The sequence below is a fragment of the Rhizobium sp. 10PS4 genome, assembly GCF_032464805.1.
Classification (GTDB): Bacteria; Pseudomonadota; Alphaproteobacteria; order Rhizobiales; family Rhizobiaceae; genus Rhizobium; species Rhizobium laguerreae.
Window position 1 is genome coordinate 208,349 of sequence record NZ_JAWDIW010000006.1, and the last position, 16,630, is coordinate 224,978.

Sequence of the window (16,630 nt, forward strand, 5' to 3'; positions counted from 1 at the left end):
ACGATTTTAACGAATGGTCGAGAAAGCTGAAGGTAGCCACTTAGGGCGAGGTTGCCCCGGTGGCCGCCTGCTGCGCATGCTGCTCGCAGTTCGGCGTGCAGGATAGCACGGAGCGCTGGGTCTGCCGGTAGACGCGCACCGTATTGCCCTCGTCGATCGACACCAGGATGCGTTCGTCGAGGATCGCGTTGCCGTCGGCATCGAGGAGGACCAGATTGGTGGTGCCGAAGCTGCGTCCCGTGAGCACGATGGTCTTGGCGTCGGCCACAGTCGCATCGGCAACTGCGGCATTGCCGACAATCACCTTGCTGACAGGGCGGTCGAGCTTCAGCACGCGCGCGTGATCCATATAGACGCGCAGCATGTCATCGTCTGCGGCCGCGGACACTCCCGAAATACCGAAAGCGGCGATCATGCCGGCAAAGAAAATGGTTTTGCCGCTTGATGACATTTGGTCCTCTTTCACGATCACAGCGCAATATCCGCATAGAATGGAAAAAATTGGTGAACGAAGCCTTAAGGCCACCGCTCTGTTCCGGGATGAAGCGTAATGATCCGATTTGGTACGGCTTTAAGACGGCGCATGCCCCGGTTGGAAGCAGAATATGTGCTATTTCCGGATGAATACAGCGGTTATTCCATGAATATCGTTAAATATTGAGCGAAGTGCGTAAGAAATTACTGACTCTACAAAGGCATGTTGTCTCGTTCACGTGTCGTTAACTCTTTTCCTTAAGCCGATGGAAACGGCCATTCGCTAGGTTGCAGTCATCCGATCAACGGCAAACAGTTGGCGGACGTGCTGAACATCAACTGGAGTTAGGAGTTACCATGACCAAGCTTTTTAGCCGTTTTCTGAAGGATGAATCCGGCGCGACCGCAATCGAATACGGCCTGATCGCCGCCCTCATTTCCGTAGCGCTCGTGACTGGCGCTACCACGCTCGGTGGCAAGCTCAACAGCACCTTCACCACGCTGGGCAACAAGCTGGACGACGCTGTCACCCCCTAATTTGCCAGAGCGCAGCTCTGTCTAGAAGATCGGCTCACGAGCGAAATGCCGTGAGCCTATCTGCATTGGGCAGATGAGAATTTGAGGCAGGTGAGAAGATGGTCGTAGCCGCAATCCTTTTGGTTTTTCCGCTCTGCCTTGCTTTCGCGGCCATATCCGATCTGTTGACGATGACGATCCCGAACAGGGTATCGTTGATCATGGTGATTTCATTCGCTGTGTTGGCGCCATTGGGTGGAGTGGCTCTTCCGGCAATCGGAATGCATGCGCTGGGCGCCGCCATCGTGTTCGGCATTTGCTTTGCCCTGTTTGCGCTCAATGTGATGGGCGGTGGAGATGCGAAACTTTTGAGCGCGGCCGCGCTCTGGTTTAGTTGCGAGCCTGTTCTGCTGACTTTTCTGGCCTATGTCAGTGCCATCGGCGGCTTGCTCACGTTGGCGATCCTGTTGATCCGGTCACAGTCAAATACGATATTGGCCATCGGCCTTCCCATCCCCAATTCGCTGCTGCTTGCCAAGAAGGTTCCTTACGGTATCGCGATCGCGATCGGCGGCTTCATGGCTTTCCCCTCCTCGCCGCTCTTCCTCGCCGCGCTGGAAAGCCTGAAATGACGGCATTTTAAATGCCCGTTAACTTAAAATGTAAGCGTTCCATTAACTATAATTATACCAATTGCTGAGCATTCTACAGGGCGAACATGTCGTGCCCTGAGGAATGATCGATGAAACCGGCCCGCCTTATAATCCTAGCTGTCGCCGTGGCGGCAGCCGGCCTTGCCGGCCTCCTGGCAATGCGCATGGCGGGCAGTGGCGGTGTCATTACCCAGGTCCAGTCGGTCATCGAGAAGGAACCGACCGTCAACATCCTCGTCTCGAGCGCCAATCTGTCGGTCGGTGCAAGGCTGGACGACAAGTCGGTGCATTGGATGGCCTGGCCGCAGGGCGGTGTCGTCCAGGGCCTCATCACCGAAGCCGACAAGCCGGATGCGATCAAGGATCTGCAGGGCGCCGTCGTGCGTCTGCCGATCTTCGAAGGCGAACCGATCCGGCCGGAAAAGATCGCCGATTCCAGCAGCCGCATCCTCTCCTCGCTGTTGCCGGCCGGCAAGCGCGCCGTCGCGACCGAGATATCGGTGGCAACGGGCGCCGGCGGTTTCATCCTGCCGAATGATCGCGTCGACGTCATCATGGTCCGCAAGGGTACCGAGGCCGACAAGCTCATCACCGAAACTGTGCTGAGCAATGTCCGCGTCCTCGCCATCGACCAGCAGATCCAGGAAAAGGACGACGGCTCGAAATCTGTGGTCGGCACGACCGCGACGCTCGAGCTCACCCCTGATCAAACGAAGGTTCTTGCCGTCGCCCAGCAGATGGCAGACCGACTGTCGCTTGCGCTGCGCTCGGTCGCCGATGCGCAAGAGCAGGATACCAGCGCCGCCGACTATCTGCTGAGTGGCGACAACGGCAGTGCGATCATCCAGGTCATCAAATCGGGCGCCATCGTCACGGATGCCAGCGCCGCGCCGAAGGCGGAGTAAGGGACGTGCAAATGGGCAATTCAACGCGGCGCGCCGGACCTCTCCTGACAGGCTGCCTTTCGCTGGCAGTCGGCGTCTCCGGTATAGTGCCGGCCTCTTTCGCCCCACTTTTCGGAGCAGGCGAGGCGCGCGCCGATTCCGATAGCCTGGTCCGGATCTCGCAGACCGGCTCCAATGCCCATCGCCGGCTGAAGCTCGGGCTCAACAAGGCCGTCGTCGTCGATCTGCCGGAGGACGCGCATGATATCCTCGTCTCCGATCCGACCATGGCCGATGCCGTGACCCGCACCTCGCGGCGTATCTACCTGTTCGGCAAGAAGGTCGGCCAGACGAATATCTTCGTCTTCGGCGCCGGTGGACAGGAGATCGTCAATCTCGACATCGAGATCGAGCGCGACGTCTCCGGCCTCGAAGTCAATCTCCGCCGCTTCATTCCCGACTCCAACATCAACGTCGAAATCGTCTCCGACAACATCGTGCTGACCGGCACGGTGCGCACGCCGCAGGATGCCACGCAGGCCGCTGATCTGGCGCAGGTCTTCCTGAAGGGCGGCGAGGCGACGACCAGAACAGAAACAGCATCCGGCACCGGCGGCGACAGCTCGGTGGCGCTCTTTGCAGAAGGTCGCCAGAGCTCGCAGGTCGTCAACCTCCTGCAGATCGAGGGCGAGGACCAGGTCACCCTCAAGGTGACGATCGCCGAGGTCCGCCGCGAGGTGCTGAAGCAGCTCGGCTTCGACAATCTGGTTTCCAATTCCTCCGGCATGACGGTCGCCCAACTCGGCAGTCCGAACGCCGACAGCGCGACAGCGACGGTCGGCGGCGGCCTGGCGGCGCTCTTCAAGAGCTCGATCGGCAAATACGACATTTCGACCTACCTCAATGCGCTGGAACAGGCCAAGGTCGTCAAGACACTCGCCGAACCGACGCTGACGGCGATATCGGGTCAGGCCGCGACCTTCAATTCCGGCGGCCAGCAGCTTTATTCGACGACCGACAACGACGGCAACGTCACCGTCGTCCCGTTCAACTACGGTATCAACCTCGCCTTCAAACCGGTCGTGCTGTCATCGGGCCGCATCAGCCTGCAGATCAAGACCAATGTCTCCGAACCGGTAGCCGGCAGCGGCAACGCCACTTACCAGCGCCGTTCGGCGGAGACCTCGGTGGAGCTGCCTTCGGGCGGTTCGATCGCGCTCGCCGGCCTGATCCGCGACAATATTTCCCAGACGATGGGCGGCACACCCGGCGTTTCGAAGATCCCGCTGCTCGGGACGCTCTTCCGCCAGAAGGGGTTCGAGCGTCAGGAAACCGAGCTAGTCATCATCGCAACGCCCTATCTGGTGCGCCCGGTGGCGCGCAACCAGCTCAACCGGCCGGACGACAATTTCAGCCCTGAGAATGACGGTGCGACCTTCTTCCTCAACCGTGTCAACAAGGTCTATGGCCGCCGTGAGGCGCCCGTCGCCGATGCGCAGTTCCACGGCTCGATCGGGTTCATCTACAAATGAGCGGGGCGCGAGCGGCAGCGATGGCAGAAAACAGAGATCAGGCGATGGCCCATATGAATGCGACGACACCCCGCCTCGGAATCTCGAAGGCGCTTTTTGCCACGGTCGCCATTTCGGTGGCCGTCCTTTCCGGATGCGCCGGCCCGCATGACCAGCTGACGACCGGCGGCATTCCGGACGATTACCGCGCCCGCCACCCGATCATCGTCACGGAGGCGGAGCAGACGGTGGATATACCCGTCGCCTCCACCGATCGCCGCCTGACCATCGCCCAGCGCGACCTCATCCGTGGCTTTGCCGCAAACTACATCTCGCGCGCCTCGGGCCCGGTTTACGTGCTGTCGCCGCAAGGCTCGCTCAATTCGGCGGCAGCCCATCAGTTGCGCAATCAGGTCCGTGCCGAGCTGACATCGAGGGGAATCGCAAGCTCGAAAATCGTCAACACCTCCTATGCTGCGATCGGTCCCGGTGATGCGGCGCCGATCCGGCTGAGCTTTACCGGCACCACCGCGGTCACCACGCAATGCGGTCAGTGGCCGAAGGACATATCGAACGATTTGACCAACCAGAACTACTATAATTTCGGCTGCGCCTCGCAGAACAACCTTGCCGCCCAGATTGCCAATCCGGAAGATCTGGTGGCGCCCCGCGGCATGACCCCGATCGACGCGCAGCGGCGTAACAATGCGATCCAGGAATACCGGACGACAACGACGACGATCGACGATGTCGGCAGCGACAGTAGCTTCTGAGGCGGAACGGGACGATGAGCGCGATCGAATACGAAATCAGAAATCCCAGCGAGCTTCGCAATGCCGAGGAGGCGGTGCGCATGGCGGACCTGGAAAACATGCGGCCGCTGCCGCGCATCTCCGTGCATGCTTTCTGCGAGAGCGAGGCCTTGCAGCATGTCATGGAACGCTGCGCCAATGATCGGCGCGTCGCGAAAGTCAGCATGCGCATCACCAGCGGCGGCATCGCCGCTGCCGCCAATATGTTTTCCGGTGCCCCGACGCCGAACCTCATCATCCTTGAGACCAAGGCGAATGCCGCGAACCTGCTCCACGAACTCGCGCCGCTCGCCGCCGTCTGCGATCCGACGACCAAGGTCGTCATTATCGGCTATTACAACGATATCGGGCTTTATCGCGAGCTCATCCGCAACGGCATTTCCGAATATATGGTCCAGCCGGTCGCCATGCCCGATATCCTTATGGCTATGGCCTCGATCTTTGTCGATCCGGACGCCGAGCCGCTCGGCCGCAGCATCGCCTTCATCGGCTCGAAGGGCGGCACCGGCGCTTCGACCATCGCGCATAATTGCGCGTTCGGCATTTCCAATCTTTTCTCCACCGAGACGATCCTCGCCGATCTCGACCTGCCCTATGGCACGGCGAACATCGACTTCGATCAGGATCCGGCCCAGGGCATCGCCGAAGCGGTCTTCGCACCCGATCGTCTCGACGAGGTCTTCCTCGATCGCCTCCTGACGAAATGCTCCGAGCATCTGTCGCTGCTTGCCGCACCCTCGCTGCTCGACCGTGCCTATGACTTCGACGGCCAGGCCTTCCAGCCGGTGCTCGACGTTCTGCAGCGCAGCGCGCCCGTCACCGTGCTCGATGTTCCGCATGCATGGTCGGAATGGACGCGCTCGGTGCTGTCGAGCGTCGACGAGGTGGTCATCGCAGCGGTTCCCGATCTCGCCAATCTGCGCAACGCCAAGAACATGCTGGACGCGCTGCGCAAGATGCGGCCGAACGACAGGCCGCCGCATCTCATCCTCAATCAGGTCGGCATGCCGAAACGCCCGGAGATTTCACCGTCGGATTTCTGTGAGCCGCTGGAGATCGATCCGATCGCGATCATCCCCTTCGACATCAATCTCTTCGGCAACGCCGCCAACAGCGGCCGGATGATTTCCGAAGTCGACCCGAAGTCGCCGACGGCGGAAACCTTTTCGCAGATATCGCACATCGTCACCGGCCGTGTCGCGATCAGGAAGGCGAAGAAGGGCGGCCTGCTGGGCCTCCTGAAGCGCAAGTAGACGATGAGCAATTCCAGCAAAAGTGTGCAGCGGTTTTGCGTCCGGAATTGCGTGAAAACAAAAAGATAGTGCATTTCCTTGACTCGGAGAGGTCGGGAAATGCTCTAGAACGAGCAGATTGGATCGAGTGGCATGTTTGGAAAACGCGGAAACGAAGGTTCCGGAAAGGTCGGGGGGGCGATTGCTCCGCCGCCGCCGGTTCCGGCCGCCGCCCCTGCGGCCTCTTCCCCCTCCATTCTGGTCGAACCCTCGCGCGAGTCCGCACGCCAGCAGGTGACGCCGCCGCCGATGCAGACGCCGCAGCGCAAGCGCCCGGCCCGCACCGATGAATATTACGACACCAAGGCGCAGGTCTTTTCCGCGCTGATCGATACGATCGATCTCTCGCAGCTCTCCAAACTCGACGGCGAAAGCGCCCGCGAGGAAATCCGCGACATCGTCAACGACATCATCACCATCAAGAACTTTGCGATGTCGATCTCCGAGCAGGAAGAACTGCTCGAGGATATCTGCAACGACGTCCTCGGCTACGGCCCGCTGGAGCCGTTGCTGGCGCGCGACGACATCGCCGACATCATGGTCAATGGCGCCGGCCAGACTTTCATCGAAGTCGGCGGCAAGACGATCGAATCCGAGATCCGCTTCCGCGACAATGCACAGCTTCTCTCGATCTGCCAGCGCATCGTCAGCCAGGTCGGCCGCCGTGTCGACGAATCGAGCCCGATCTGCGACGCCCGCCTGCCGGACGGTTCGCGCGTCAACGTCATCGCGCCGCCGCTGTCGATCGACGGGCCGGCGCTCACCATCCGCAAGTTCAAGAAGGACAAGCTGACGCTCGATCAGCTCGTCCGTTTCGGTGCAATCACGCCGGAAGGCGCAACCGTGCTGCAGATCATCGGGCGCGTACGCTGCAACGTCATCATCTCCGGCGGTACGGGCTCGGGCAAGACGACGCTGCTGAACTGCCTCACCAACTATATCGACAGGGATGAGCGCGTCATCACCTGCGAGGATACGGCCGAACTGCAGCTACAACAGCCGCATGTCGTGCGTCTCGAAACGCGCCCGCCAAATATCGAAGGCGAGGGCGAGATCACGATGCGCGATCTCGTCAAGAACTGCCTGCGCATGCGTCCTGAGCGCATCATCGTCGGCGAAGTACGCGGACCGGAGGTTTTCGACCTGCTGCAGGCAATGAACACCGGTCACGACGGTTCGATGGGCACGATCCACGCCAATACGCCGCGCGAATGCCTGAGCCGTATCGAATCGATGATCGCCATGGGCGGCTTTACCCTGCCGGCAAAGACGGTGCGCGAGATCATCTCCACCTCGGTTGATGTCGTCATCCAGGCAGCGCGCCTGCGCGATGGTTCGCGCCGCATCACCCAGATCACCGAGGTGGTTGGCATGGAAGGTGACGTCATCATCACCCAGGACCTGATGCGTTACGAGATCGACGGCGAGGACGCGAGCGGCCGCCTGATCGGCCGTCACATGTCGACCGGCGTCGGCAAGCCGCATTTCTGGGATCGCGCTCGTTACTTCAACGAGGAAAAACGCCTTGCCGCCGCCCTCGACGCGATGGAAGCGAAAACGAAGGATTAGGTGAGATGTTCGGGTTCGATCCGATAGTGCTGGCAATCGTCGTTCTCGCGGCCGTCTCCGCGGCGGCAGTGGCCTATGCCCTGTTGTTTTCCCGGATCGAGGCCGACAAGAAATCGGCAAGCCGCATCAACCGCGTCAAGTCGGCCGAAAGCGACCGTGTCAAGGTCAAGGCTGCCCGCGACCGGGTGCAGGAGCTGTCGAAGCGCCGCAAGTCGGTGCAGGACAACCTGAAGGACCTGGAAAAGCGTCAGCACGAAAAGACCAAGAAAACCCTGTCGATGAAATCCCGGCTGGTGCAGGCCGGCCTGACGATCACGGTGGCGAAATTCTATCTCGTCAGCGCCATCTTCGCCTCCGTGCTGCTGCTCGTGGCCTTCATCGTTGGTGTATCGTGGATGGTCATGGTCGGTGTCGCCGTCGTCGCCGGTTTCGGCCTGCCACGCTGGGTCGTCGATTTCCTGATCAAGCGCCGCCAGAACAAGTTTCTCAACGAGCTGCCCAATGCACTTGACGTCATCATCCGCTCGATCAAATCGGGCTTGCCACTCAACGATGCGATCCGTCTTATCGCAACCGAGGGCACCGAGCCGGTTAAGAGCGAGTTCCGGCGGGTCATTGAAGCGCAGCAGGTGGGTCTCAGCATTCCTGATGCCTGCGCCCGCATGACGATCCACATGCCGCTTCAGGAAGTCAATTTCTTCGCCATCGTCATCGCCATCCAGTCGCAGGCGGGCGGCAATCTCTCGGAAGCGATCGGCAATCTCTCCAAGGTCCTGCGTGATCGCAGGAAGATGAAGGCCAAGGTTACGGCGCTCTCGATGGAAGCCAAGGCGTCGGCCTACATCATCGGCGCTCTGCCCTTCATCGTCGCGACCCTCGTCTATCTCACCTCGCCGAGCTACATGATGATCCTTTTCACCGATCCGCGTGGCCATTTCATCATGGGTTTCTCGGCGATCTGGATGTCGATCGGCATTTTCGTCATGCGCAAAATGATCAGTTTTGATATCTAGCCGGAAGGAAGCACCGTGTCGCAGGACCTTGCCGCAACGCTCACCAATCCGAGCATGCTGATCGCACTTTTCGTGGCGATTGCCGTCTTCGCTACTTTTTATACGATCGCTGTTCCCTTCTTCGAGCGCGGCGATCTCACCAAGCGCATGAAGGCCGTTTCCACAGAGCGCGAGCAGATCCGCGCCCGCGAGCGCGCCCGCATGAACGCGGAAACCGGCGCCGGCAAGGCTTCGCTCAGGAGCCAGAACAACCGCTCGGTTCGTCAGATCGTCGAGCGTTTCAACCTGCGCAAGGCGCTGGTCGACGAGAACACGGTCAACAAGCTGCGCGCCGCCGGTTTCCGCTCGGAGAATGCGCTGAATAGCTTCCTCGTGGCGCGTTTCCTGCTCCCTTTCCTTTTCCTGGCGCTAGCGGCCTTCTGGGTCTTCGGCCTCGGTAATCTCGCTGAACGGGGCATGGGCATCCGCCTCTTCGCCGTCATCGGCATCGGTTATCTCGGCTTCTACGCGCCGAACATCTATATCTCGAACCGCATGGGCAAGCGTCAGCACTCGATCAAGCGCGCCTGGCCGGATGCGCTGGACCTGATGCTGATCTGTGTCGAATCCGGTATCTCGATCGAGGCCGCGATGCGTCGTGTGTCGGAAGAGCTCGGCGAGCAGTCGCCGGCGCTCGCCGAGGAGATGGTGCTGACCACGGCCGAGCTCTCCTTCCTGCCGGATCGCCGCGTAGCGCTCGAAAATCTTGCCACACGTACTCAGATCGAGTTGGTGCGTTCGGTGACTCAAGCGCTGGTCCAGGCCGATCGTTACGGCACGCCGATCGCGCAGGCGCTGCGCGTTCTCGCCCAGGAAGGGCGCGACGAACGCATGAACGAGGCGGAAAAGAAGGCATCCGCCCTGCCGCCGAAACTGACGGTGCCAATGATCCTGTTTTTCCTGCCGGTGCTGATCGCCGTCATTCTCGGTCCGGCCGGCATCCAGGTGGCGGACAAGTTCTGACGATTGCGCCGGCCCCGGAAAGCGGATGCCGCTTTCGGGAGAAGACGCTGTTGCCTCAAAGACCGTCGGCCGATCGCGGCCTTCAAACACGCGTGACCGCCGCCAGCATAGCTGGTAAACGGGATGGACGAGCATTGGCAAGCGCGCGGATGCAGCCGCAGTGCGCCTGGCGCTCGTTCAATCCAAAAGAGAGGTTTCCGATGTCTTCTGCCGGCATTTTCATCAGCATCATGGCAGCCCTGGCGGTCGGCGCGATGAGCCCCGGCCCGAGCTTCGTCGTCGTCTCCAGGATCGCCATCTCGCGTTCAAGGCTGGATGGCCTTGCCGCCGCGCTCGGCATGGGCACCGGCGGTGTCGTTTTTGCCGTGCTGGCGCTTGCCGGGCTGACTGCGCTGTTGTCTCAGTTCGAATGGCTCTACGTCCTGCTGAAGGTCGCGGGCGGCGCCTATCTCGTCTATATCGCCGTCAATATCTGGAGGAGCGCCGGTCAGCCGCTCGAAGTCTCTGACGCCGTCAACGGCAACCGAGCGCTGAGATTGAGCTTCGTGACTGCGCTGCTGACCCAGCTCAGCAACCCGAAAACCATCATTGTCTATGCCAGCCTCTTTGCGGCACTTCTGCCGAGGACGGTACCGCTCGATCTGATTTTCGCGCTGCCGCTCGGCGTCTTTGCCGTGGAGGCGGGGTGGTATTCGATCGTCGCCTTCGCCTTTTCGGCCCGCCACCCGCGGCGGCTCTATCTTGCCGCCAAGAGCTGGATCGACCGCACCGCGGGTGCGGTCATGGCCGGCCTCGGCCTCCGGCTCATTCTCGCGGGCGTAAGTGATCGATAGGGTGGCGCTCGAGTTGGGCTTCGGCCGCTCTCAAGCTCGGAGGCGATCCGATCAGTTGGTATTGGTGTCACTCGGCGCCTTATCCTTGGCGGCGAGTTTCTGCCAGGAATTTGGCTGCGAGAGCATGCCTCTGAGATAGGCGACATTGGCATCGGCCTGCTGCGGCGAAAGTTCGCGCCGGGCGATCTGCTCGGCTTCCGGGAAACGCCCCTGCAGACCGACGACGAGGGCAAGGTTCTGCCTGACGCGGCTGTCGGCGGTCGGCTGGCTGGCGGCGGAGCGCAGATAGGTTTCGGCCGTGCGCAGATCGCCGGTCAGCACATAGGACATGCCGAGGTTGGAAAGGATGGAGGGCTCGTTCGGCTGGATGTCGAGCGCGTCACGGTAGCGCTGCCGGGCATCGCTTGGCCGGCCCATCTGGTCGAGGATCGCGCCTTGGGCCGAGATCAGCTTCCAGTCCGGACGATCCGGCGTCTGGGCGCGGCCGATCGTGTCGAGCGCCTGCTGGAACTGGCCGGCCGCCGCCTGTGCCTTGCCGTAGGCGGCCAGCACGTTGCGGTCGCCGGGATTGGCGATCGCCACCTGCTGCATGACGGCGAGCGCCTGCGTGTCGCGGCCGTTCATGCGCAGCAGATTGGCGTAGCTGACGCCGGTGACGGGATCGCGCGGGTTCTTTTCATAGGCCTGGCCGAGCCGGTCTGTCGCCGAGCGCAGCTCGGTCGCGTCCATCTCTTCGACCGGCTTGGTGAGTTTCGGCACCGAGCCCGTTGTCATCCGGTCCTTGGTCGTCGAGCAACCGGCAAGTGCCAAGACGAGCAGCGATGCCGCAGCGCCCTGCAGGATACGATTGGTGAATGTGGTGGTGAGCGAGGCAGGCATGACGCGTTCCTGGATTCCGAAATCGGCGCCTGACCTCGAAGCGGAACAGGGAAAGGTTTGACGCGTAATCTTCGCTCCAGCAATAGTCTGTTAACCCTAACAGACCGTTAAGGAACGATTCCTTGCGACCGCCGAAGGACAATCATGGCCCCCTATCAGTTCATCGAGAGACCAACCTCTTTCAACACGAAGGGCGGTTCGACGCTGCCGATCTTTGCCGTCACGCCTGCCCATATCGAGACCGGCACGATCGATCCGATCGCGCTCGAATGGGCGCGCAGGGCAGGCTACAAGGCTGAAAGCGGGTCGCTGCTGCTGATTCCGACGGCCGAAGGCCATCTCGGCGGCGCGCTTTACGGCCTCGGCACCAATCCATCCGAACAGCCTTACATCACCGGCAGGCTCGCCCGTGCGCTGCCGGCCGGCGACTGGCACATCGAGACCGCGCCGCTGACGGCAAATCGCCTGGCCCTCGGCTTTGGCCTCGGCAGCTACCGTTTCGACCGTTACAAATCCGAAAAATCGCCGGCGGCCACGCTGATGATCCCTCGCGATGCCGACGCCGCCGACATCAAGCGCCAGCTCGCCGGCGTCTTTCTCGCCCGCGACCTCATCAATACGCCGACGAACGACATGGGTCCGAACCAGCTCGAGGCTGTTTTCCGCGGCTTGGCGGGGCATTACAAGGCGGAGCTATCGGTTATTACGGGCGACGACCTGCTCAAACAGAATTTCCCGCTGGTCCATACCGTCGGCCGCGCCAGCGCCGATGCGCCGCGCCTTCTCGAGCTGCGCTGGGGCAAGAAGGGCCATCGCAAGGTGACGCTTGTCGGCAAGGGCGTCTGCTTCGATACCGGCGGTCTCGACATCAAGCCTGCCGCCTCCATGCTGCTGATGAAGAAGGACATGGGCGGCGCCGCGAATGTCATGGGACTTGCCTTGATGATCATGGACGCCAAGCTGAAGGTCGACCTGCGCGTTATCGTTCCGGTCGTCGAAAACGCGATCTCGTCCAATGCCTTCCGGCCCGGCGACATCTACCGGAGCCGCAAGGGCCTGACCGTCCAGATCGACAATACCGACGCCGAAGGCCGTTTGATCCTTGCCGATGCGCTTGCCTATGCCGACGAGGAAGAGCCCGAGCTGCTGATCGACATGGCGACGCTAACCGGCGCCGCCCGCGTTGCGCTTGGTCCGGATCTTCCGCCTTTCTTCACCGATGACGCCAATCTGGCGCATGACCTGACCGAAGCGAGCCTGGAAACCGACGATCCGCTCTGGCGCCTGCCACTCTATTCCGGCTACGAAAAGGATATCCGCACCAAATTCGCCGACCTCACCAATGCGCCGGCCGGCGGCATGGCGGGTGCGATCACTGCGGCCCTCTTCCTCAAGCGTTTTGTCAGCAAGGCGAAGAGCTGGGTGCATTTCGATATTTTCGGCTGGGCTCCGTCCGAACGGCCGCATTCGCCGGGCGGTGGCGAAGCTCAGGCGATCCGCGCGCTCTTTCACCATATCCGCGAGAGCCTGCGCTGACGCCATGTTAAGGCGCGTCGCCTCGCTGCCGATCGTTAAAATTTTATTCACCTTGCCGGGCGGCAATTTCTGCCGCCCCTTGCATGTACGTGGCAACTGCCGGAAAATGGAACGTTAGCGTAACGATCTTCCGGAGGGGCCGTGCCGATCGAACTGACCGCCTCGCAGGCGCTGGGGCTCTGGCATGGCGTGGCGCTCGATCAGGTCCGCCACGACGACCGCGATTTGACGTTGCGCCAGATGGCGATCCTGCTGCATATTTATCTGGTGCCGCCGCCGCACACCGTGCGCGGGCTTGCCGCCACGCTTGAAGTCACCAAGCCGGTCATTACCCGTGCCTTGGATACGATGGGCGAGATGGGCCTGGTTGATCGTGTGCGCGACGATGCCGACCGGCGCAATGTGATCATCAAGCGCACTGTCGGCGGTGCGCTTTATCTGGAAAAGGTCGGCGATCTCATCCGAGAGCAGGCCCGCCGGTTGCCGATCTGAAAGGAATGCGAATGACGATGCTCGACCGCCGCCTGCATGCCTATAGGTCTGATCTCGCGGAAGCGGCGCTCGAAGGCAAGGTCGAGGCGTCGCGTTTTACGGAAGGCGCCCCGGCCCGCGTCGCCGTCCCGGTCGTGGCCTTGCGTCCCGAACCGGACCTTGCCCGCGGCATCGATACCGAAATGCTTCTCGGCGAGGACGTGACGGTTTTCGATCGTGCCGGTGGCTGGTGCTGGGTGAAAGCCGCCTCGGACGGCTATGTCGGTTATATCGCGGCGGACGCGCTCTTGGAAGGCCGGCCGGCGCCCACCCATATCGTCACCGTCCAGCGCAGCTTCCTCTATCCCGAACCGGAACTGCGCAAGCCCCACCAGGCGATCCTGTCGATGGGAAGTCGCGTTCATGTAGCCGGCGAGGCGGAAGCGCGCGGCAATCGCTATGTCGTGCTCGAGGACGGAACGGCGATCTTCGCCAAGCATGTCCAGCCGATCGGCGCTCTCGGCGGCGCCGATTACGTGGAGGTCGTCGCCCGTTTCCTCGAAACGCCCTATCTCTGGGGCGGACGTTCCGGCCTCGGCATCGATTGCTCCGGCCTCGTCCAGCTGGCGATGCTGATGACGGGCAGAGCTGCGCCGCGCGATACCGACATGCAGGCGGCAGGCCTCGGCCAGCCGATCGACCGATCCGAAATCCGCCGTGGCGACCTGGTATTCTGGAAGGGTCATGTCGCCGTCTTCGAAGATCCGGAAACCATTCTGCACGCCAACGGCCATAGCATGACGGTGGCGCGCGAGAATTTCGAGGCCGCGGTCGAGCGCATCGGCTGGCTCTACGAGCAACCCACCGGCTATCGCCGCCCGATCAGCTGATCAGCCGATCGGAGGCTGCGGCCAGGATCTCACTCCGCCCGTCCAGTCCTCGAAGGCTTTCGACAGTCTCAGTACCCGCATGTCGTCGAAGCGCGGCCCGACGATCTGCAACCCTATCGGCATGCCCGAGCGGGAGAAACCGCAGTTGATCGAGGCGGCCGGCTGCTCCGACATGTTCCACGGCACCGTGAAACCGATATGTTCGAACGGCAGGGCCGGATCGTTGGTCGGAGATGCCCATTCGGCCGGATAGGAGATGATCGGATTGGTCGGCGAAAGCAGGGCGTCGATCTCGGTAAACAGCCGTCCGCAGCTCTTGCGCATCTCGATCGTCTGGTTGAAGCCTCTGACCGCATCGACGCCGCGGATGTCGGCGCCGCCCTTCGCCCAATCCCTGATATAGGGCAGGATGCTGTCGCGCCTGTTATCGTCGAGATCGGCGATATCGCCCCACAGCCGGGACCGCCAGAAATTGTCGAGCCCATCCAGCATCGCGCGTGTCAGCACCGGCTGGACCGATAGAATGGTCGCGCCGGCCGCCTCGAACTGTTTCGCCGCCGTTTCGACCGCGGCCCTGATCTCATCGTCCACCGCAAGCCCGCAGCCGGCATCGAGCATCAGCCCGATCTTCATGCCTGACAGGTCGATATCGAGATCCATCCAGTTGAAATCGTTCGGCGGCAGGCTGGTGCCGTCGCGCCAGTCCGGCCGTGACAGCGTCGCCATCGAAAAGGCCGCATCCTCGACGGTGCGCGCCATCGGTCCGACGCAGCGCCCGACATAATAGGGATCGGCTGGAACACGCCCATGGCTCGGTTTGAAGCCGAAGATGCCGGTCCAGCCGGCGGGAAGGCGCACCGAACCGCCGATATCGGTGCCGATATGCAGTGGTCCATAACCGGCCGCCGCCGCTGCGGAAGCCCCAGCGCTCGATCCGCCGGGATTCTGCGTGATGTCCCAGGGATTGCGGCTGAGAGGATGAAAGCTCGAAAGGCCGGAGGACAGCATGCCGTAATCGGGGCAGGTGGTCTTGGCGAAGATCACCGCGCCGTCTTCCCGAAGACGGCCGGCGGCCGGTGCATCCGCGTCCGCGGGTTTGAGTTCCACTGCCCTCGTGCCTGATGGCACCGGCTGGCCCTTTGTGGCGATGAGCTCTTTCAGCGTCACCGGGATGCCGTCGAGGGCACCCAGCGTTTCTCCCTTCGCCCAGCGCTCCGTCGACGCTTTCGCCTGGGCGCGCGCCAATTCCCGATCGTAGAGGTAGAGTGCCGCAATCGACGGTTCCCAGGCGGCGATATGGTCTTCGAGGGCGAGCCAGTATTCGAGGGGGGAGAGGCTTTTATCGGCGAAGTGCTGCCTGAGTTCGCGAATGGTAAGGTCGGTTTCGATCATGGCATGGTCTTTCGGGCGTTTCATCTTGGAAGAACATCAGCGGCTTGCCTCGCGCGGGTCGAGCAGATCGCGCAGACCGTCGCCGAGCATGTTGAAGCCGAAGACGGTGAGCGCGATGGCAAGGCCGGGCAGGATCGCCAGCCAGGGGGCGAGCGCCAGATAGGTTTGCGCATCGGCAAGCATCCGGCCCCAGGTCGGCGCCGGCGGCGCCATGCCGAGCCCGAGGAAGCTGAGACCCGCTTCGGTGAGGATCGCCAGCCCCAGCTGGATCGCGCCGTGCACGATGATCTGGCTGATGATATTCGGCAGCACATGGCGCAGCGAAATGGTCAGGCGGGTATTGCCGATGGCGCGCGCCGCCGTCACATAGTCGCGGCTCCAGGCCTGCAGCGAGGTCGCAAGCGTCACCCGGGCAAAGACCGGGATCATGAAGACGGCGATCGCGGTGATCGCGGTGAACCGCCCTGGCCCGAGAAAGGCGCCGAGCACCATGGCCGACAGGATCGGTGGCAGCGCGAAGATGACGTCGCAGATGCGCATCAGCAACGCCTCGAAATGACCGCGGATTGCCGCTGCCGAAATGCCGGCGATTGAGCCGAGCGTCCCGCCGATCGCAACCGCCGTGATAGCGATCGACAGTGAATTCCAGCATCCCGCCATCAGCATCGAAAGCACGTCGCGGCCGAACTGGTCCGTGCCGAGCAAGCCGAAGGCAAGCGGAGGCTGCAATTTATGGATGATCTGCATTTTCGCCGGCGGCAGCGGCGTCCAGACGAGCGACAGCAGTGCCACGGCGACCAGCAGGCCGATGATGACGACCCCCGAAATCAGGTTCATTCGCCGGCTAAGTCTAAAGACCTGGCGGCGGCTGATGGTGGCGGTGGACATGATCGGTGCCATGCG

At 62.1% G+C, this 16,630-nt stretch carries 18 protein-coding genes; 13 read left to right on the plus strand and 5 right to left on the minus strand.

The features are described from left to right. Window positions 1-40: 40 nt before the first annotated feature. Complete coding sequence (locus RWJ89_RS13535) at window positions 41-451, minus strand: pilus assembly protein N-terminal domain-containing protein (RefSeq protein ID WP_222062296.1); 411 nt, start codon at window positions 449-451, stop codon at window positions 41-43. 380 nt (window positions 452-831) lie between these two features. Between RWJ89_RS13535 and RWJ89_RS13540 the strand changes: the two genes are divergently transcribed. After that, window positions 832-1,011, plus strand: coding sequence for a Flp family type IVb pilin (locus RWJ89_RS13540; protein WP_017962804.1), 180 nt, complete (start codon window positions 832-834; stop codon window positions 1,009-1,011). Between the two features lie 34 nt (window positions 1,012-1,045). Here RWJ89_RS13540 and RWJ89_RS13545 read toward each other — a convergent pair whose 3' ends face one another. After that, window positions 1,046-1,213, minus strand: a complete 168-nt coding sequence (locus RWJ89_RS13545; RefSeq protein ID WP_313903538.1) for a hypothetical protein — start codon at window positions 1,211-1,213, stop codon at window positions 1,046-1,048. Between RWJ89_RS13545 and RWJ89_RS13550 the strand changes: the two genes are divergently transcribed. From RWJ89_RS13550 to RWJ89_RS13590, 9 genes are all read left to right on the plus strand, one after another. After that, entirely contained in the window at window positions 1,164-1,622 is a 459-nt protein-coding gene (locus RWJ89_RS13550; protein ID WP_313903537.1) for an A24 family peptidase, read from the plus strand. The genes RWJ89_RS13545 and RWJ89_RS13550 overlap by 50 nt on opposite strands. 110 nt (window positions 1,623-1,732) lie before the next feature. Continuing rightward, on the plus strand, window positions 1,733-2,548 hold the full coding sequence (gene cpaB / locus RWJ89_RS13555) for a Flp pilus assembly protein CpaB (protein WP_168283192.1): 816 nt from the start codon (window positions 1,733-1,735) through the stop codon (window positions 2,546-2,548). Window positions 2,549-2,559: 11 nt separating this feature from the next. Then, complete coding sequence (locus tag RWJ89_RS13560) at window positions 2,560-4,059, plus strand: type II and III secretion system protein family protein (protein WP_168283191.1); 1,500 nt, start codon at window positions 2,560-2,562, stop codon at window positions 4,057-4,059. Further along, window positions 4,056-4,811 carry a CpaD family pilus assembly protein gene (locus RWJ89_RS13565; RefSeq protein ID WP_168283190.1) on the plus strand — a complete coding sequence of 252 codons (756 nt, stop codon included), beginning with the start codon at window positions 4,056-4,058 and terminating at the stop codon, window positions 4,809-4,811. The genes RWJ89_RS13560 and RWJ89_RS13565 overlap by 4 nt, the downstream gene beginning before the upstream one ends. A 14-nt stretch (window positions 4,812-4,825) precedes the next feature. Further along, window positions 4,826-6,103, plus strand: coding sequence for an AAA family ATPase (locus RWJ89_RS13570; RefSeq protein WP_168283189.1), 1,278 nt, complete (start codon window positions 4,826-4,828; stop codon window positions 6,101-6,103). A 132-nt stretch (window positions 6,104-6,235) separates the two neighbouring features. Next, a complete protein-coding gene (locus tag RWJ89_RS13575; RefSeq protein WP_168283188.1) occupies window positions 6,236-7,711 on the plus strand; it encodes a CpaF family protein in 1,476 nt (491 codons plus the stop codon). A 5-nt stretch (window positions 7,712-7,716) separates the two neighbouring features. Beyond that, window positions 7,717-8,724, plus strand: a complete 1,008-nt coding sequence (locus tag RWJ89_RS13580; protein WP_168283187.1) for a type II secretion system F family protein — start codon at window positions 7,717-7,719, stop codon at window positions 8,722-8,724. Window positions 8,725-8,739: 15 nt separating this feature from the next. Next, window positions 8,740-9,726, plus strand: coding sequence for a type II secretion system F family protein (locus tag RWJ89_RS13585; RefSeq protein ID WP_168283186.1), 987 nt, complete (start codon window positions 8,740-8,742; stop codon window positions 9,724-9,726). A 200-nt stretch (window positions 9,727-9,926) separates the two neighbouring features. Further along, a complete protein-coding gene (locus RWJ89_RS13590; RefSeq protein ID WP_168283185.1) occupies window positions 9,927-10,559 on the plus strand; it encodes a LysE family translocator in 633 nt (210 codons plus the stop codon). A gap of 51 nt (window positions 10,560-10,610) precedes the next feature. On the opposite strand, the gene RWJ89_RS13595 is transcribed toward RWJ89_RS13590, so the two are convergent. Further along, window positions 10,611-11,438, minus strand: a complete 828-nt coding sequence (locus RWJ89_RS13595) for a tetratricopeptide repeat protein (protein WP_131666566.1) — start codon at window positions 11,436-11,438, stop codon at window positions 10,611-10,613. A 144-nt stretch (window positions 11,439-11,582) separates the two neighbouring features. Between RWJ89_RS13595 and RWJ89_RS13600 the strand changes: the two genes are divergently transcribed. From RWJ89_RS13600 to RWJ89_RS13610, 3 genes are all read left to right on the plus strand, one after another. Beyond that, the gene (locus tag RWJ89_RS13600) at window positions 11,583-12,974 is read left to right on the plus strand and encodes a leucyl aminopeptidase family protein (RefSeq protein ID WP_131640026.1); all 1,392 of its coding nucleotides are present in this window, start codon (window positions 11,583-11,585) and stop codon (window positions 12,972-12,974) included. A gap of 141 nt (window positions 12,975-13,115) precedes the next feature. Beyond that, window positions 13,116-13,466: a MarR family transcriptional regulator gene (locus RWJ89_RS13605; protein ID WP_131666565.1), complete on the plus strand. Its 351-nt coding sequence runs from the start codon at window positions 13,116-13,118 to the stop codon at window positions 13,464-13,466. Between the two features lie 11 nt (window positions 13,467-13,477). After that, on the plus strand, window positions 13,478-14,335 hold the full coding sequence (locus tag RWJ89_RS13610; RefSeq protein ID WP_131666564.1) for a C40 family peptidase: 858 nt from the start codon (window positions 13,478-13,480) through the stop codon (window positions 14,333-14,335). Here RWJ89_RS13610 and RWJ89_RS13615 read toward each other — a convergent pair whose 3' ends face one another. After that, complete coding sequence (locus RWJ89_RS13615; protein ID WP_131666563.1) at window positions 14,336-15,727, minus strand: amidase; 1,392 nt, start codon at window positions 15,725-15,727, stop codon at window positions 14,336-14,338. Window positions 15,728-15,763: 36 nt separating this feature from the next. Continuing rightward, window positions 15,764-16,627, minus strand: a complete 864-nt coding sequence (locus tag RWJ89_RS13620) for an ABC transporter permease (RefSeq protein WP_316031026.1) — start codon at window positions 16,625-16,627, stop codon at window positions 15,764-15,766. Window positions 16,628-16,630 lie beyond the last annotated feature (3 nt).

Coding starts and splice junctions, on each gene's coding strand:
- RWJ89_RS13535 (WP_222062296.1), bottom strand. CDS start 451: ATGTCATCAAGCGGCAAAACCATTTTCTTTGCCGGCATGATCGCCGCT.
- RWJ89_RS13540 (WP_017962804.1), top strand. CDS start 832: ATGACCAAGCTTTTTAGCCGTTTTCTGAAGGATGAATCCGGCGCGACC.
- RWJ89_RS13545 (WP_313903538.1), bottom strand. CDS start 1,213: ATGATCAACGATACCCTGTTCGGGATCGTCATCGTCAACAGATCGGAT.
- cpaB (WP_168283192.1), top strand. CDS start 1,733: ATGAAACCGGCCCGCCTTATAATCCTAGCTGTCGCCGTGGCGGCAGCC.
- RWJ89_RS13560 (WP_168283191.1), top strand. CDS start 2,560: ATGGGCAATTCAACGCGGCGCGCCGGACCTCTCCTGACAGGCTGCCTT.
- RWJ89_RS13565 (WP_168283190.1), top strand. CDS start 4,056: ATGAGCGGGGCGCGAGCGGCAGCGATGGCAGAAAACAGAGATCAGGCG.
- RWJ89_RS13570 (WP_168283189.1), top strand. CDS start 4,826: ATGAGCGCGATCGAATACGAAATCAGAAATCCCAGCGAGCTTCGCAAT.
- RWJ89_RS13575 (WP_168283188.1), top strand. CDS start 6,236: ATGTTTGGAAAACGCGGAAACGAAGGTTCCGGAAAGGTCGGGGGGGCG.
- RWJ89_RS13580 (WP_168283187.1), top strand. CDS start 7,717: ATGTTCGGGTTCGATCCGATAGTGCTGGCAATCGTCGTTCTCGCGGCC.
- RWJ89_RS13590 (WP_168283185.1), top strand. CDS start 9,927: ATGTCTTCTGCCGGCATTTTCATCAGCATCATGGCAGCCCTGGCGGTC.
- RWJ89_RS13595 (WP_131666566.1), bottom strand. CDS start 11,438: ATGCCTGCCTCGCTCACCACCACATTCACCAATCGTATCCTGCAGGGC.
- RWJ89_RS13600 (WP_131640026.1), top strand. CDS start 11,583: ATGGCCCCCTATCAGTTCATCGAGAGACCAACCTCTTTCAACACGAAG.
- RWJ89_RS13610 (WP_131666564.1), top strand. CDS start 13,478: ATGACGATGCTCGACCGCCGCCTGCATGCCTATAGGTCTGATCTCGCG.
- RWJ89_RS13615 (WP_131666563.1), bottom strand. CDS start 15,727: ATGATCGAAACCGACCTTACCATTCGCGAACTCAGGCAGCACTTCGCC.
- RWJ89_RS13620 (WP_316031026.1), bottom strand. CDS start 16,627: ATGGCACCGATCATGTCCACCGCCACCATCAGCCGCCGCCAGGTCTTT.